Source organism: Ornithinibacillus proteolyticus (assembly GCF_039581225.1).
GTDB lineage: Bacteria > Bacillota > Bacilli > Bacillales > Amphibacillaceae > Ornithinibacillus > Ornithinibacillus massiliensis.
The window spans coordinates 61590-77775 of record NZ_JBCPXV010000016.1 but is presented as its reverse complement, the minus strand read 5'-3'; the positions used below and the strand labels follow the sequence as shown (position 1 = coordinate 77775).

The window sequence follows — 16186 nt, the reverse complement described above, 5'->3', positions numbered from 1 at the left end:
TTTCTCTGGTTGATATTTACAATGAACATCATTCCCAAAGGGAATAATCATGGAGGAGCCGTATGCGATGACCCGCACGTACGGAACTGCGAGAGGCGCATGAGTGATTCATGCGCCTACTCTATTTACAGCTTCTGCATCGAAAAGAGAATCGAAAGCCATTTTAATACCTATCAGTTTTTCTTCCATAAACAATTGACTTTATCCAATAAACATACTAACATAATAAACATAAGTTTATAATATAAACAAAAGTTTGGTTAGGTGGCATGATATGAATTTCTCACTTAATGAAAATGAACAAAAACTCTTTAATTTAATTAAGAAAAACCCTTTTATTTCACAGCAGGAACTGGCAGAGGAGATGAATCTATCCAGACCTTCCGTTGCGAACCTTATTTCAGGTCTAGTGAAAAAAGGTTATATTCACGGCAAAGCCTATATTGTAGGGGACGATAAGCAAATTGTCTGCATAGGTGGCGCGAATGTTGACCGGAAGTTTTACATAAAGGGTAAGCTTCAGTATGGGACTTCGAATCCAATCAGGTCTGTACAAAGTGCAGGTGGAGTGGCTAGAAATGTCGCAGAGAATCTAGGACGGTTAGGGAAAAATGTATCGCTACTCACGGCCAGCGGTATTGACGCGGAATGGCATTTTATTGAAGAGGCTTCCTCTAGCTATATGAGCCTAACCCATACCATTCCATTAGTAAAAGAAGCGACAGGGTCTTATTCAGCTGTGATTGATCAATCGGGTGAGTTAGTATTGGCTTTAGCGGATATGGATATTTATGATTCCATTACACCAGAAGTACTACAACCAAAGCTTTCTAAGTTCTCCCTGGCAAGATGTTTCGTAGCCGATTTGAACTTGCCTATGGATACGTTAGCTTCTATCAAACAGTTTGCCTTAAGTAGAAATATTCCACTAGTATTTATTGCGGTATCTGCCCCGAAGATGGACAGACTACCGAAGGACTTACAAGGACTAACCTGGTTAATTACGAACTGTGATGAGACCGAGGCCTTTTTCGATATCGCTATTAAGACGAAGGCAGACTGGCAAGAAGCAGCTCATAAATGGTTGCAATTAGGAATTGAAAATATTGTAGTAACCAATGGAAAAGAAGGAGCACTAATCGGAAATCTAGAAGAAGGAATTCATCATATGCCAGCATTAGAAGTGACGAATGTCCATGATGTTACAGGGGCAGGAGATGCCTTTTCTGCAGGGGTAATCTATGCATGGCTGGAAGGGGAAAGTCTTCCTACTATCGCGAAGGCAGCTGCCGTTAATTCTTCTAAAACAATCCAAACGAATTATACCGTAAGACAAGATTTGACACCTCAACAACTTAAATTAGATATGGAGGAAGTAGAATGAGACATTATGTAGAACTATCAGCAGAAGTAAAACAAGCAAAGGAACAAGGAAAACCAGTAGTTGCATTGGAATCGACTATCATCTCTCATGGGATGCCATATCCACAAAACGTGCAAACAGCTCGCGAAGTGGAACAAATCATTCGTGATAATGGTGCTGTACCTGCTACGATAGCATTGATTGATGGGAAAATTAAAGTAGGCTTAACAGATGAGGAATTAGAGCAATTTGGCAATAGTCAAGGTGTTGCGAAGGTTTCCCGTCGTGACCTTCCATACATTTTAGCTACGAAGCAATTAGGAGCAACTACAGTAGCTGCTACAATGATTTGTGCAGAGCTTGCTGATATTAACATATTTGTTACGGGAGGTATTGGTGGTGTACACCGAGGTGCAGAAACAACCATGGATATTTCGGCAGATTTAGAAGAGCTTGCACAAACGAATGTAGCAGTAGTATGTGCTGGAGCTAAATCCATTCTCGATTTAGGACTAACAATGGAATACCTAGAAACAAAAGGGGTTCCAGTAATCGGTTACCAGACAGAAGTTTTACCAGCATTTTATACGAGAACAAGCGAATATCCGGTAAACTTCTCAGCGGAGAACGTAGATGTCATTGCGAAGACATTAAAATCAAAATGGGATTTAAAGCTTCAAGGTGGAGCAGTTATTGCTAACCCAATCCCGGAAGAGCATGCAATGCCTGAAGAAGTAATTAATCATGCCATTGCTTCAGCCGTAAAGGAAGCAGATGAAAAAGGGATAACTGGAAAGGACACAACTCCATTCCTACTTGGAAAGATTAAAGAAATTACTGGCGGAAAGAGTTTAGATTCTAATATTGCACTTGTTAAAAATAATGCAGTATTAGGTGCGAAATTAGCCGTAGAGCTAAATTCACTAGTCTAATCTATGGAAGTAGTGCAGACATAACGATAAGATAGAGACCCGAATGAAGCACAACGTTATACTGACATATCCTCTCATGAAAAGTTAAGGATATGTTAGTGTGATATTGTAGAGTCATTCGGGTTTTTTAACGTGGATAAGCCCATGCTGTTTTTACTCACCTTCCCCTTGACCTTCAAGTTACTTTAAGGTTTATCTTAAATGTAGGAGGGAATGAGATGCTATCTATACAAGAATTTTCCAAAAGAAGTGGAATACCGAAAAGCACGCTACGTTTCTATGAAGAAAAGGGCTTACTGATGCCCAATAGAAAGGAAGGGAACGGTTATCGGGTATATCAAGAAGAACAAATAGACCTTGCTAGATTAATTGTAAGTTTGCGCTTAGCAAATGTGCCGATAAGTGACATTCAAACATATCTCTTAGCCACTGAGCCTGCTCAGGAGCAAATGAAACAATCATGGATTCGTCTATTAAACCAGCAAAAAGCATTACTGGATGTGCAAATTAAGTTCTTAGAGAGTAACAGTTCCATAAAGGAATTCTTTTTATATGAACGAAAACGGGAGAGAGTGGTCTGGTTTTTGGCTGAAGGTCATCAGGGGGAATTCGGAGCAGCGTTATTAAGGGGAATAGAAGAGCTAAATAAGTATAATGTGGCGGTTCGAAATTCTTACTTACAATATGCGTCTGGAACGGAAACGGTAAAAGCATGGATAGGCTTTGGAATCGATAATTCCAGTGACATTTCGAGCAGTACCTTATTTGAAAAAGAAGAAATGATCAATGAAGCTCTATGTGTAGCGACAACCTTTCAAGGAGACTTTTCCAACATTGGTAGTGTTTATCGTAGTCTTATGAAATATGTTAGTGACAATGGCTATATTTCTACTGGCTCCTTGATGGAAAAGTATCACGGAGATAACTTAAAGCAAGTCACGATGATGATACCAGTAATGAAATTAGGGGGAGAATAAATGAGAAAGAAACTATTTGTACATGTAGTGGAATTAGAGGGGACCAATTATGAAATTGGCCGTTTACAGGCAGAGCATATAGAATTCGGTCATCGGTTTGATGAGCTTCAGGCTACTTCTTCTAAGACAGACGCAGAAGAAATCTATACTTTATTAAAGCGGGATTTTTCAAGTTTTTTAGAAGAGTTGCAGGGCCTAGCAGCTGGGTTAGAGCTGGATTTTTATACGATATTACGAATGTACAGTGGATACAATCTATCATTACCCTCCATGGGATGTACAGCCTTCTCACAGGGAAGCTACTATGTTCGCAATTATGATTTTACCCCAGAACTATATGACGGCCGTTTGGTTTTCCATAAGCCAGAAAAGGGCTATGCAAGTATCGGGTTTAGCCAACAAATGGTCGGTAGAGTAGATGGAATGAATGAGCATGGGCTAGTTGTTGGATTACACTTAGTAAACGAACGCCATACCGGTATTGGTTTTATCGCGACAACCATTGTCCGACTAGTTTTAGAGCATTGTAAAAACGTGATAGAAGCAGCAGACTTTATAACGAAGCTTCCACATGGCTATTGTTATAACTATTCATTGACTGATCGTTCTGGAAAGAATTGTCTAATAGAGGCTACGCCAAATGAACAATTGGTACAATATCCATCCGATTTAATGTGTACGAACCACTTCAATACAGAACAATTAACCGGCAAAAACAGGTCCTATATTGCATCCTCCTTACACCGTCAGCATATCCTCCAAGGATTTAAAGCTGAGCCCCTATCACCAGAAGAAGCGTTTCGAAGGTTTAACAACGAAGATTCACCACTCTTTTACAAAGATTATCATCATTTCTTTGGTACGTTACACACCGTAGTTTACATGCCTGAAAAATTAGAGGTTATAGTTGGAATAGGCGGAAATGCTAAACCAACTAGATTCTCTTTAGCGAAATGGCTTAGTGGTAGGTTAAATGTAGGAAAGACGCTACTAGGCGAAATAGATTATCAACAAAATCATGCTAGTCATGATTAAATGAATCGAATTGGTAAATAATACAAGCGTAACGATGATGAAAAGGAGAATGAATATGGTAAAACTAGCGGTAATTTATTATAGTTCTACAGGCATTAACTATCAGCTTGCAAAATGGGCAGAAGAAGCGGGAAAAGAAGCAGGTGCTGAGGTGAAAGTGGTAAAAGTACCAGAGCTTGCACCAGAAGCAGCTATTGCATCTAACCCTGCATGGAAGGAACATTACGAAGCAACAAAGGATGTACCAGAAGCAACTAGTGATGACATTGAATGGGCCGATGCGATTATCTTTAGCGCGCCAACTCGCTTTGGTAATGTTCCGTCTCAAATGAAGCAATTCATTGATACACAAGGTGGTCTTTGGGCGTCTGGGAAAACGGTAAATAAAGTAGTTAGTGCAATGACATCAGCACAAAACCCTCACGGCGGTCATGAAGCAACCATCCTGGCACTATATACATCGATGATGCATTGGGGTGCAATCATCGTACCTGCTGGATATACCGACCAGGTACTATTTCAAGCAGGTGGCAATCCGTATGGAACCAGTGTATCTCAGGGTCAAGATGGAAAAATGGTGGAAGATGTTCAAGGTGCAGTCAAACATCAAGTGAAACGAACACTAGAAATTGCTCAAAAGGTAGCAGGCAGCTGAAAAGTTTGAGAAAGGTGGTATAGAGCTTAATAGCTTTATACCATCTTTTTTGTAGATAGGAAAATAAATTCTTTCTCGCTAGTAGTAGAAAAAGCTAATACATTAGCTATGAGCGAATGTGTTGGCTTTTTTATTTTCTACCAGCAATTGATTCATAAATAATGATTCCTAACAATTAATAGATGACAGAATTGCCTGTGTTCCGTAAAATGTTATGAGAGGAGGAGCGTCTACAAATGAATCCATTAAGAAAAGCATGTGCTAGAATTTCAGAACATCCTGTTTTCACGAATACGATAATTGTATTAATTATGATAAATGCTATATTAGTAGGGTTAGAGACTTACGCAGGTATAGCGAGCAAATACCACGATTGGATCTATTTAGGTGACAAGCTGTTATTATGGATATTTACAATCGAAATTATTATCCGTCTAATCGGAAGGAAATCGATAAAGGGATTTTTAAAGGATCCATGGAACATATTTGATTTTGTTATTGTGACATTAGGTCATGTCCTAGTTGGTAGTCATTATGTAACAGTACTTCGTATTATCCGAGTACTAAGGGTGCTTCGTGCAGTGTCTGTTATACCTTCGCTCCGAAAAATGGTTAATGCATTAATTTTAACCATCCCTTCTATGGGTACGATTGTATTGTTATTAAGTATATTCTTTTATATTTATGGCGTTATTGGTACGATGTTATTCAACGAAATTGCACCTGAGTATTTTGGAACGTTGCATGACTCTCTGCTCTCCCTTTTCCAGGTCATTACACTGGAATCCTGGGCAAGTGGTGTCATGAGGCCAATACTAGCGGAGGATCCTTCCTCATGGTGGTATTTTGTTACATTCATTATGATTGGCTCGTTTGTTATTGTAAATTTATTTATTGGTGTTATTGTCAATAATGTCGAAGAGGCAAATCGTGAAGAAAGCCCTTCTCCAACTGATATTAAGCTTGCTGAAGTACAGAAAGAGCTAGCGGAGATTAAAGAACTTCTAAACAAGAAAAACTAACTAAAAGTCCCTCTATGTGATCACATAAGAGGGAGATTTTTTTGAGAAGATAGGAAAGTATAAAGTCTTTCTCGATTGTGTAAAAAAACGAATTTTACTAATGATAGTTTCGTAATAAAGGAGGATATGATGGGGCAAGAAATGAAAATTAATCGGCCAAAATTACCAGCAGATTTACCAATCACAGCTTTTCAGCCTTCGGAAGATGGATATTATGATAATTGCATGTTCAAAGATTGCTTGATTTCGAGTGAGGATATCGATAGGGCGCGTTTTGATCAAGTTGTATTTGATCATGTTACCTTGGAAGGGGATTTTTCCCATATTGAATTAACCGATTGTCTCTTTATTCAATGTGATCTTTCCAATGTTGATTTTACGAAATCCAGTATCCATCGGGTTGAGTTCAAGCAGTCCAAATTAATTGGGATTGGATTGGCGGAATCAAGCCTAGGGAATGTTGTTTTTGAAAGCTGCCAGATAAATTTTAGTGCATATGGATACGCTAAATTAAAACAAGTACGTTTTCTCGATTGTACAATGAAAAATAGCGATTTTTACGAATGTAAATTTGAAAAGGTCGACTTACAGTATTCCGATATGGAAGATGCGAATTTTTCCAATACTAGGCTAAAAGGTGTCGACCTATCCACTTGTAAATTTGAAAGATTACAAGTCTCATTAGAAAGTATGCAAGGCTGTAAAGTCTTCACCGAACAAGCTCTTGGCTTTGTGAGACTATTAGGTTTAGAGATTAAGGAATAGATATTGGAACGCGAAGCTATCCGACAAGATGAATTCAATAGAGAGAGCGCCTCAGTGCCCTAAATGAGGAAGGAAAGCCGAAAAAGGTAACAGAGGATCCGCCTCAGTGACCCAAATGAGGAAGAAAAGCCGAAAAAGGTAACAGAGGAGTTATCTCAGTGACCCAAATGAAGAGGAAAAGCCGAAAAAGGTAACAGAGGAGTTATCTCAGTGACCCAAATGAAGAGGAAAAGCCGAAAAAGGTAACAGAGGATCCGCCTCAGTGACCCAAATGAGGAAGAAAAGCCGAAAAAGGTAACAGAGAAGCTGCCTCAGTGACCCAAATGAAGAGGAAAAGCCGAAAAAGGTAACAGAGGAGTTATCTCAGTGACCCAAATGAAGAGGAAAAGCAGAAAAAGGTAACAGAGGATCCGCCTCAGTGACCCAAATGAGGAAGAAAAGCAAAAAAGGTAACAGAGGAGTCATCTCAGTGCCCTAAATCAGAAAAGAAAGCGAAAAAGGTAACAGAGAGAGCGCCTCAGTGACCTAAATGAAGAGGAAAAGCAAAAAAAGGTAACAGAGAAGCTGCCTCAGTGACCTAAATGAAGAGGAAAAGCAAAAAAGGTAACAGAGGATCCGCCTCAGTGCCCCAAATGAGGAGGAAAAGCAAAAAAGGTAACAGAGGAGGCCCCTCAGTGCCCTAAATGAGAAAAGAAAAAGGTAACGGTGAAGCTTAATCCGTTACCTTTCTTCTTTTCTCACTGCCCTCATTTACTTCATCAAATTCCCGACAATCTCAAAGGAGCGTAAACGGTCCTCAAGATGGAAAATTTGCGATCCGATGATTAATTCATCAGCTTGTGTTTCTTCGATAAAGCTCTCTAATCCTTTTCGTACGGTGTCAGGGCTTCCGACAATGGTTGTTTTTGGATCGAGTGTTTCCGAAACTGCTGCAATTTCTCCCGGTGAATACAGCTCTTCCAGATTCTTCACTGGTGGCTGCAGTTTTCCAGGATTACCACGACGTAGGTTTAAGAATTGTTGCTGTTGAGATGTGGCAATAAACTGAGCTTTTTCGTCTGTATCTGCAGCTATTACATTTATACCTAGCATAACATATGGCTTTTCCAGTACGTTAGATGGCTGGAAGTTATCACGATACAACTTTAGTGCTTGGAATAAATATGCAGGTGCAAAATGACTAGCAAAGGAGAACGGTAATCCTTTATGTGCTGCTAGCTGTGCACTAAAGCCACTAGACCCAAGTAACCAAAGCGGAACGTTCGCACCTTGGCCAGGTATGGCTTTTACTCGTGAAACTGGCTCATCAGAGAAATAATCCTGCAATTCATTAACCTGCATTGGAAAATCCTCTACACTCGCGTTTAAGGTTCTCCGTAATGCATAAGCAGTTGCTTGGTCACTACCAGGTGCTCTTCCTAAGCCGAGATCAATTCTCCCAGGGTATAAGGCTTCCAATGTCCCAAATTGTTCAGCAATTACTAGTGTCGCATGATTTGGAAGCATGACTCCCCCTGCTCCGACACGAATGTGCTTAGTTGCCCCAGCAATATGGCCAATGACAACAGAAGTAGCAGAGCTAGCAATACCAGGCATATTATGATGTTCGGCTAGCCAATAACGATTAAACCCCCATTTTTCCACATGCTGTGCTAATTCTACACTATTTTTAAAGGACTCACTCGCATTACTTCCTTCTGTAATGGGTGCAAGATCTAAAACAGAAAGTGGTATATGATGAAAAGTTTTTGCATGATTTGATATCAAATTCATTCACTCCTTTTATGCGCTCTTCGTATGCAATAATAAATATATTAAAGTCTATAGTCCAATTTAACGCTTGAAAACTAACGCGTTACTATGTTAGCGTTTACAACTATTGATATAAAAAGGATTGCATAAATATAACTTTCTGAATATTGTGTATTGACTGGAATTGTGCTATAATATGAATTACTGTTTGATTGTGAAAAAAGGTTATCCAGAAAGGAGCAAGGTTATGACGATACGTAACTACCCTAAAGTACAGGGTTTATATAACCCAGCTTTTGAACATGAAGCATGTGGAATAGGTATGATTGCGAATATAAATGGAAATCGAACACATAGTATTGTCCAAAACGCGATTAATATGCTTTGTAATATGGAGCATAGGGGAGGACAATCTGCTGATACAAGCACTGGTGACGGTGCTGGGATTTTAACGCAAATACCAGATCGGTTCTTTCAGAAGCAATGTGCAAAAGAAGGTGTACGATTACCCCGAGCAGGGGAATATGCCATTGCAATGATATTTCTGCCTAATGAATTAGAAACTAGGGTAGAATGTAAGCGAATTATTGAGTCGATCGTAGAAGAAGAAGGACAGACCTTCCTTGGGTGGAGACCAGTTCCACTGAATGATTCCTTTATTGGGTCGCTTGCCGCTAAAACAAAACCAACAATTAGACAAGGTTTTATCCAAAAATCTCCAGATATTACGGATAGTAAAAGCTTTGAACGAAAGCTATATATAATCCGAAAACGCATTGAGTATGTCATGAATCAAAATCCCGCTTATTACGACACCTACATATGCAGCCTATCATCTAGAACCATCGTATATAAAGGGATGTTAATTCCAGAACAATTAGACTCCTTCTACATTGATTTAAACCACCCTGAATTTAAATCCGCATTGGCATTAGTACATTCCCGTTTCAGCACCAATACATTCCCGAGTTGGAATCGAGCACATCCTAATCGGTATACGATCCATAATGGTGAATTTAATACGATACGTGGAAATGTCAATTGGATGAAAGCACGAGAGAGATTATGTACATCTAGTTTTTTTGAAGCGGAGGATTTAGACAAAATACTACCGATCATCGATGCAGATGGAAGTGATTCTTCGATATTTGATAATACGTTTGAATTCCTACACATATCAGGCTATTCATTAGCACATGCTGCCATGATGATGATTCCTGAGCCTTGGGCAAATAATCCTCATATGGCAGAGGAGAAAAGAGATTTTTACGAGTTTCATAGTACATTTATGGAGCCGTGGGATGGACCGAGTGCCATTGTATATACGGACGGGGTTCAGGTTGGAGCCACACTCGATCGAAATGGATTACGGCCTGCTCGCTATTATGTAACGAAGGACGGGATGATTGTTCTTGGCTCAGAAGTAGGTGCCCTCGATATATTCGCTGATGATATTTTGTATAAGAAACGTCTAGAGCCTGGAAAGATGCTTCTTGTTGATTTAGAAAAGGGAATAATCATACCAGATGAAACGATAAAACTACAAGTTGCTACGGAAAAGCCGTATAAGGAATGGTTGATGGAGCTAAAGGACATCGATACGATTCCCAATGCAGCGACATCTCAACCAACCTATCGAGGCAAGGAATTGGTGGAAAATCAAGTTGCCTTTGGTTATACCCGTGAGGAATTAGAGAAAATGATGAAACCATTAGTATCAGGTGGAAAGGATCCAATTGGGTCTATGGGATATGATGCTCCATTAGCTGTCTTATCGAAGAAGCCGAGGCTTTTATTTGACTATTTTAAGCAATTATTTGCCCAGGTAACCAATCCACCAATTGACGCGATACGGGAAAAAATGATCACGATGACAACGACCACGATTGGTCCTGTGGGGAATATCGTGGCCCCCAATGCAGATAGCTGCAAAAAAATTCGATTAAATACACCGATCCTAACGAAACAGCAACTAGAGAAGCTACGCCATAATAGAATGCACGGCTACCGTTCAAAGACGATTTCTACCTTATTTGGCATACACAATGAAATGGAACAAGCATTGCATACTATGCTCGAACAAGCGGTTCAGGCAATCGAACAAGGGGCAACGTTTATTATCCTATCTGATCGTGGGCTTTCTGAGTCAAAAGCTGCGATTCCATCTTTACTTGCAGTAAGTGGGCTACACCACCACTTGATTCGCTTAGGATTACGTACACAAGTCAGCATTATTGTAGAGTCAGGGGAACCGAGAGAGGTTCATCATTTTGCAGCCTTAATTGGCTATGGGGCAGAGGGGATCACACCGTATCTCGCCTTTGATACAATCGAAGCCCTTTTGCAGAACGATGAAATGAATGCTAAATCCGTAGAAGAAGCTATCAATCAATATATTCATGCGGTAACAGATGGGATTGTCAAAGTTTTATCAAAAATGGGGATTTCTACGATTCAAAGTTACCTGGGGGCGCAGATATTTGAGGCCGTTGGAATCGCCAATCAGGTGATTGAACAATACTTCACAGGTACAGCTTCTCGTATTGGTGGAATTGGACTAGAAATTATACAACAGGAAGTTCTCATGCGCCATGAAAAGGCATATAAGCCGAAACGTGGAACGACGCTTGCTTTGGAGGACGGTGATGATTATCAATATCGTTCGAACGGTGAGGATCATCAATATAATCCGAAAACAATCTATACGTTACAACATGCCGTACGCTCAGGGGATTACGAATTATTTAAAAACTACTCTAGCATGATTACGAATGAAAAGGAGAACTTACAATCATTAAGAGGGTTATTACAATTTAAAAAACGCAAGCCAATTCCGATTGATGAAGTGGAATCTGTGGATGCAATATGTGCCCGTTTTCGAACAGGTGCCATGTCTTTTGGGGCTTTAAGTAAGGAAGCGCATGAGTCATTGGCTATTGCTATGAACCGTCTTGGAGGAAGAAGTAACTCCGGTGAAGGTGGAGAATCTGTTGATCGATATCAAGCCGATGCCAATGGTGATTTACGTAAAAGTGCTATTAAACAGGTTGCCTCTGGTAGGTTTGGCGTTACAAGTAATTATTTAGTCCATGCAGAGGAGATTCAGATAAAAGTAGCACAAGGTGCAAAGCCGGGTGAGGGAGGACATCTCCCAGGAAACAAAGTATATCCATGGGTTGCCGAGGTACGGAACTCAACACCTGGTGTTGAGCTCATATCACCACCACCACATCATGATATCTATTCCATTGAAGACTTAGCAGAATTAATTTTTAACTTAAAGAATACGAATCCAAATGCACGAATTAGCGTGAAATTAGTTTCTGCTGTCGGTGTTGGGACCATTGCAGCAGGAGTAGCAAAGGGGCGTGCAGATCACATTCTAATAAGTGGCTATGATGGTGGTACTGGTGCTGCACCATACACAAGCTTAAAGCATGCAGGGCTACCTTGGGAAATAGGCTTAGCAGAAGTCCATCAAACTTTATTGTTAAATGGGCTACGTGACCGTGTTGCAGTGGAAACAGATGGAAAGCTGATGACAGGAAGAGATGTTGTTATTGCTGCTTTGTTAGGGGCTGAGGAGTTTGGCTTCTCTACTGCACCGTTAGTAGCGTTAGGTTGCGTAATGATGCGAGTTTGTCATTTAGACACCTGTCCAGTTGGAATCGCCACACAAAATCCAGAGCTACGTAGAAAGTTTTCCGGAAAGCCGGAGCATGTCGTTAATTTCATGCGTTTTATTGCGATGGAAGCGCGTGAGATCATGGCGACATTAGGGTTTAGAACGATAGAGGAAATGGTTGGCTGTACAGATGTATTAGAGGTTAACGACGAGATTGAACATTGGAAGGCGAAGACGATTGACTTGGCAAGTCTACTCTACCAGCCGAAGCAAGCTTCTGGTATGACAGCACGTTATAAACAAATCGAGCAGGACCACGGGATTACTTCTACGTTGGATTATCAGGAACTAATCCCTAATTGTAAACGTGCATTTAAAGAAGGAAAACAAGTAGAATTTACAACGGCTATTCGGAACATTCACCGAGCAACAGGAACATTATTAGGTAGCGAGATTTCGAAAAGATGTGGTGAATCTGGCTTGCCAGAGGACACGATTAAGTTGAACTTTAGTGGTTCTGCTGGTCAAAGCTTTGGCGCGTTTATTCCAAAGGGGATCACCTTACGATTAATCGGAGATGCCAATGACTTTGTTGGAAAGGGACTTTCTGGTGGGAAAATTATTGTTCATCCAGACCCTGTCGTGACCTTCCAACCGGAGGAGAACATTATTGTCGGTAATGTTGCTTTTTATGGGGCAACCTCTGGTGAAGCCTTCATACGGGGGATCGCTGGGGAGCGTTTCGCAGTACGCAATAGTGGAGCCAATGTCGTCGTAGAAGGTGTTGGTGACCATGGATGTGAATATATGACCGGAGGAAGAGTGGTTGTTTTAGGCCTAACAGGAAAGAACTTTGCTGCTGGGATGTCTGGTGGTGTTGCCTATATTTATGATGTAGATGGAAGATTCCGTGAAAGAGTAAATCCAGATAAGCTTCATATTCAAGGTCTCGAGGATTTGTCCGAGGTCGATGAGCTATATAGCTTAATCGAAAAACATGTTCACTATACCAATAGTGTATATGCGGAACGAATTTTAGCATATTGGGATACTAATTCTGCGAAATTTCTCCGTGTTATCCCTAAGGCATATGCCAGAATACAAGAGCGGATAAAGGCATTAATGGCGCTTGGGCTAAATAAGAATGAAGCAGAAATGCAAGCCTTTCAGGAGGTCCATGGGCAACGTGACCATCATAAGGATAAGCAACTAATAGCTAATCATCGAAAAAAATCTGAAATGCTTCCTAGCTTTTAATCGAAAAGGGGGATTTTATGGGAAATCATACCGGTTTTATGCAGTATGAACGACAAACACAACCCGAAAGAGAGCCAACGGATAGAATTAAGGATTGGAGAGACTATACAGCTTCATTTACAGCCCAGGATATACAGGTACAAGGTGCCCGTTGCATGGGGTGTGGTGTTCCAACTTGTCATGTTGGCATGGAAATTAATGGTGTTACAACAGGGTGCCCTTTAAATCATTTAATACCGGAATGGAATCATCTCGTTTATGAAGGAAAATGGCAAGAGGCGCTTCATCGTGCTCAGGCTAAAAATAATTTCCCGGAATTTACAGGAATTGCATGCCCTGCTCCGTGTGAGGGGGCATGTGTCCTCGGCATTAATGAGCCACCAGTAGCCATCAGATCCATTGAACGTGCAATTGTAGAAAAAGGTTTTCAGGAGGGCTGGATAACAGCAAATCCTCCAGAAAAAAGAACCGGAAGACGGGTAGCAGTAGTCGGCTCTGGTCCAGCGGGCTTAGCTGCGGCAGCACAATTGAATCAAGCAGGACATGAGGTTACGGTCTTTGAGAGAGAAGATCGTATCGGTGGGCTATTAACCTATGGAATTCCAGAGATGAAGCTTTCCTATCAGGTGGTGAAAAGAAGAGTAGACATTTTAGAACAAGAAGGGGTTCACTTTATTACGAATACAGAAGTTGGCAAGGACATCCCAGTAGAAAAGCTCAGGTCGGAATATGATGCGATCATCCTAGCTACTGGTGCAACGGTGCATCGAACTATGCCAGTAGAAGGAAGCAATCTAAAGGGAGTTCACTATGCAATGGACTTTCTCCATCAGAATACGAAGAGCCTACTGGACTCAGGGCTAGAGGACAATAACTATATCTCCGCAAAAGATAAGAATGTTATTGTCATCGGTGGTGGTGATACGGGGACGGATTGCTTGGCGACTGCCGTACGTCATAATTGCAAATCACTAACCCAATTTGATATTTATGAAAAGAAAGGCACAGAGCGTGATGCTACTTCCAATCCATGGCCACAATACCCTATTATCCATCGGGTTGAATATGGTCATAAGGAAGCGGCAGGGAAATTGGGAAGGGACCCACGTGCATTTGCTGTCATGACAACGAAATTTGTAGGAGATGAAACCGGACATATTAAAGAAGTTCATACGATTAATGTGAGGAACAAAATAGAAAACGGGCGAAGAATCCGTGAAGAAATAAAAGGAACCGAGCAAATATGGCCTGCCGATTTAGTATTAATTGCTATCGGATTTACTGGCCCAGAACAAGGCTTACTCGATCAATTAAATCTTGAACGTAATTCCAATACTACAGTGAAAGCAACGTATGGAGACTACCAAACGAATGTAGAAGGTGTTTTTTCTGCAGGGGATATGCGAAGGGGTCAGAGTCTAATTGTATGGGCTATCCATGAAGGAAGAGAGGTTGCACGGGAATGTGATCGCTATCTCATGGGAGAAACGGACTTACCTTAATATAAAAGGCTGTAAAAGCTAGATACTAAAAGGGAAATTTAATTTGATTCCGGTCACTATATCAAGTATGATTAGAAAGTGATTTAGCGAATACGATTACTAGTTATAGTACGATATAGTTATTTGGAGATGAGGATATATTATGAAATTAAGATCCATTTATGGATTAACAATGGAACAATTAACAGAATGGTTAATAGAAAAAGGACAAAAAAGATTCCGTGCTGAACAAGTTTGGGATTGGTTATATAAGAAACGGGTCCGTCATTTTACAGAAATGAAAAATGTAAATAAAGAAACGATTGAACTATTACAAGAGAATTTTGTTATTGAAACATTGGAAGAGGAAATCAAACAAGTCTCTAAAGATGGGACAGTTAAATTTCTGTTCAAATTAGCAGATGGAAACTTAATTGAAACGGTGCTGATGCGTTTTAATTATGGTCTTTCTGTATGTGTCACAACACAGGTCGGGTGTAATATTGGTTGTACCTTCTGTGCTAGTGGTCTACTTAGAAAGAGCAGAGATTTAGATAGTGGCGAAATTGTAGAGCAAATTATGAAGGTGCAAAAGCATCTGGATGAACAAGGAAAAGATGAACGGGTTAGCCATATTGTCGTAATGGGAATTGGTGAGCCGTTTGATAACTTTACGAACTTAATTGATTTCATTAAAGTCGTAAATGATGAGAAAGGCCTTAAAATTGGTCAGCGTCATATTACTGTATCAACTAGTGGCTTAGCGCACAAAATTTATGAATTTGCTGATACCGGTTTACAAGTAAACCTAGCTATTTCCTTACACGCACCGAACAACGAACTAAGAACTAGCATAATGAAGATAAACCGTGCATTTCCTATTGAAAAGCTGATGAAGGCTGTAGATTATTACTTAGAGAATTCTAATCGTAGAATAACGTATGAGTACATTATGCTTAAGGATGTCAATGATCACGAGGAAGAAGCGATACAGCTTGCTAAATTACTGCGCAGCAAACGCCATCTTTCCTATGTGAACCTCATCCCTTACAATTCTGTTGAGGAGCATGGTCAGTATCAACGAAGTGAGACACACGTCATCCAAGCATTCCACGAAGTATTGAAGAAAAATGGTATTAATAGTGGGGTTCGCTGGGAAAATGGTGCTGACATAGATGCAGCATGTGGACAATTACGAAGCAAACAAATTAAAAAGCAAAAGATTGTATAACGACGAAGACATAAAAGACCGACTCATCATAATTTTGAGTCAGTCTTTTTTTGTTTGAATATAATATTGCAAAAGATATGTCTACTATATG

11 protein-coding genes are annotated in these 16186 nt (G+C 40.3%); 10 read left to right on the top strand and 1 reads right to left on the bottom strand.

Translation table 11 applies throughout. The features are described from left to right. Nucleotides 1–274: 274 nt before the first annotated feature. The 7 genes from AAIB49_RS09660 (at nucleotide 275) to AAIB49_RS09630 (ending at nucleotide 6749) form a co-directional block, all read left to right on the top strand. Nucleotides 275–1384 (top strand): carbohydrate kinase, encoded by a 1110-nt coding sequence (locus tag AAIB49_RS09660; RefSeq protein WP_339212847.1) that lies wholly within the window; start codon nucleotides 275–277, stop codon nucleotides 1382–1384. Beyond that, entirely contained in the window at nucleotides 1381–2295 is a 915-nt protein-coding gene (locus tag AAIB49_RS09655; RefSeq protein ID WP_339212849.1) for a pseudouridine-5'-phosphate glycosidase, read from the top strand. The genes AAIB49_RS09660 and AAIB49_RS09655 overlap by 4 nt, the downstream gene beginning before the upstream one ends. 218 nt (nucleotides 2296–2513) lie before the next feature. After that, nucleotides 2514–3272, top strand: coding sequence for a helix-turn-helix domain-containing protein (locus AAIB49_RS09650; RefSeq protein WP_186868155.1), 759 nt, complete (start codon nucleotides 2514–2516; stop codon nucleotides 3270–3272). Next, nucleotides 3273–4307: a C45 family autoproteolytic acyltransferase/hydrolase gene (locus AAIB49_RS09645; protein WP_339212852.1), complete on the top strand. Its 1035-nt coding sequence runs from the start codon at nucleotides 3273–3275 to the stop codon at nucleotides 4305–4307. It begins immediately after the preceding gene. A gap of 49 nt (nucleotides 4308–4356) precedes the next feature. Beyond that, nucleotides 4357–4962 (top strand): NAD(P)H:quinone oxidoreductase, encoded by a 606-nt coding sequence (gene wrbA / locus AAIB49_RS09640; RefSeq protein WP_343457949.1) that lies wholly within the window; start codon nucleotides 4357–4359, stop codon nucleotides 4960–4962. A gap of 236 nt (nucleotides 4963–5198) precedes the next feature. Continuing rightward, nucleotides 5199–5984, top strand: coding sequence for an ion transporter (locus tag AAIB49_RS09635; protein WP_186868158.1), 786 nt, complete (start codon nucleotides 5199–5201; stop codon nucleotides 5982–5984). A 129-nt stretch (nucleotides 5985–6113) separates the two neighbouring features. Next, on the top strand, nucleotides 6114–6749 hold the full coding sequence (locus AAIB49_RS09630; protein ID WP_343457948.1) for a pentapeptide repeat-containing protein: 636 nt from the start codon (nucleotides 6114–6116) through the stop codon (nucleotides 6747–6749). A 750-nt stretch (nucleotides 6750–7499) separates the two neighbouring features. On the opposite strand, the gene AAIB49_RS09625 is transcribed toward AAIB49_RS09630, so the two are convergent. Further along, on the bottom strand, nucleotides 7500–8522 hold the full coding sequence (locus tag AAIB49_RS09625; protein WP_339212856.1) for an LLM class flavin-dependent oxidoreductase: 1023 nt from the start codon (nucleotides 8520–8522) through the stop codon (nucleotides 7500–7502). A gap of 226 nt (nucleotides 8523–8748) precedes the next feature. Here AAIB49_RS09625 and gltB point away from each other — a divergent pair, with 226 nt between their 5' ends. From gltB to rlmN, 3 genes are all read left to right on the top strand, one after another. After that, nucleotides 8749–13383 carry a glutamate synthase large subunit gene (gene gltB / locus AAIB49_RS09620; RefSeq protein WP_343457947.1) on the top strand — a complete coding sequence of 1545 codons (4635 nt, stop codon included), beginning with the start codon at nucleotides 8749–8751 and terminating at the stop codon, nucleotides 13381–13383. Between the two features lie 17 nt (nucleotides 13384–13400). Then, entirely contained in the window at nucleotides 13401–14885 is a 1485-nt protein-coding gene (locus AAIB49_RS09615) for a glutamate synthase subunit beta (protein WP_343457946.1), read from the top strand. A gap of 142 nt (nucleotides 14886–15027) precedes the next feature. After that, the gene (gene rlmN / locus AAIB49_RS09610; protein ID WP_339212861.1) at nucleotides 15028–16095 is read left to right on the top strand and encodes a dual-specificity RNA methyltransferase RlmN; all 1068 of its coding nucleotides are present in this window, start codon (nucleotides 15028–15030) and stop codon (nucleotides 16093–16095) included. The last annotated feature ends 91 nt before the right edge of the window (nucleotides 16096–16186 follow it).

Bases quoted from the DNA above. Each gene is read 5' to 3' on its own strand.
- AAIB49_RS09660 (WP_339212847.1), top strand. From the start codon at position 275: ATGAATTTCTCACTTAATGAAAATGAACAAAAACTCTTTAATTTAATT.
- AAIB49_RS09655 (WP_339212849.1), top strand. From the start codon at position 1,381: ATGAGACATTATGTAGAACTATCAGCAGAAGTAAAACAAGCAAAGGAA.
- AAIB49_RS09650 (WP_186868155.1), top strand. From the start codon at position 2,514: ATGCTATCTATACAAGAATTTTCCAAAAGAAGTGGAATACCGAAAAGC.
- AAIB49_RS09645 (WP_339212852.1), top strand. From the start codon at position 3,273: ATGAGAAAGAAACTATTTGTACATGTAGTGGAATTAGAGGGGACCAAT.
- wrbA (WP_343457949.1), top strand. From the start codon at position 4,357: ATGAATATGGTAAAACTAGCGGTAATTTATTATAGTTCTACAGGCATT.
- AAIB49_RS09635 (WP_186868158.1), top strand. From the start codon at position 5,199: ATGAATCCATTAAGAAAAGCATGTGCTAGAATTTCAGAACATCCTGTT.
- AAIB49_RS09630 (WP_343457948.1), top strand. From the start codon at position 6,114: ATGGGGCAAGAAATGAAAATTAATCGGCCAAAATTACCAGCAGATTTA.
- AAIB49_RS09625 (WP_339212856.1), bottom strand. From the start codon at position 8,522: ATGAATTTGATATCAAATCATGCAAAAACTTTTCATCATATACCACTT.
- gltB (WP_343457947.1), top strand. From the start codon at position 8,749: ATGACGATACGTAACTACCCTAAAGTACAGGGTTTATATAACCCAGCT.
- AAIB49_RS09615 (WP_343457946.1), top strand. From the start codon at position 13,401: ATGGGAAATCATACCGGTTTTATGCAGTATGAACGACAAACACAACCC.
- rlmN (WP_339212861.1), top strand. From the start codon at position 15,028: ATGAAATTAAGATCCATTTATGGATTAACAATGGAACAATTAACAGAA.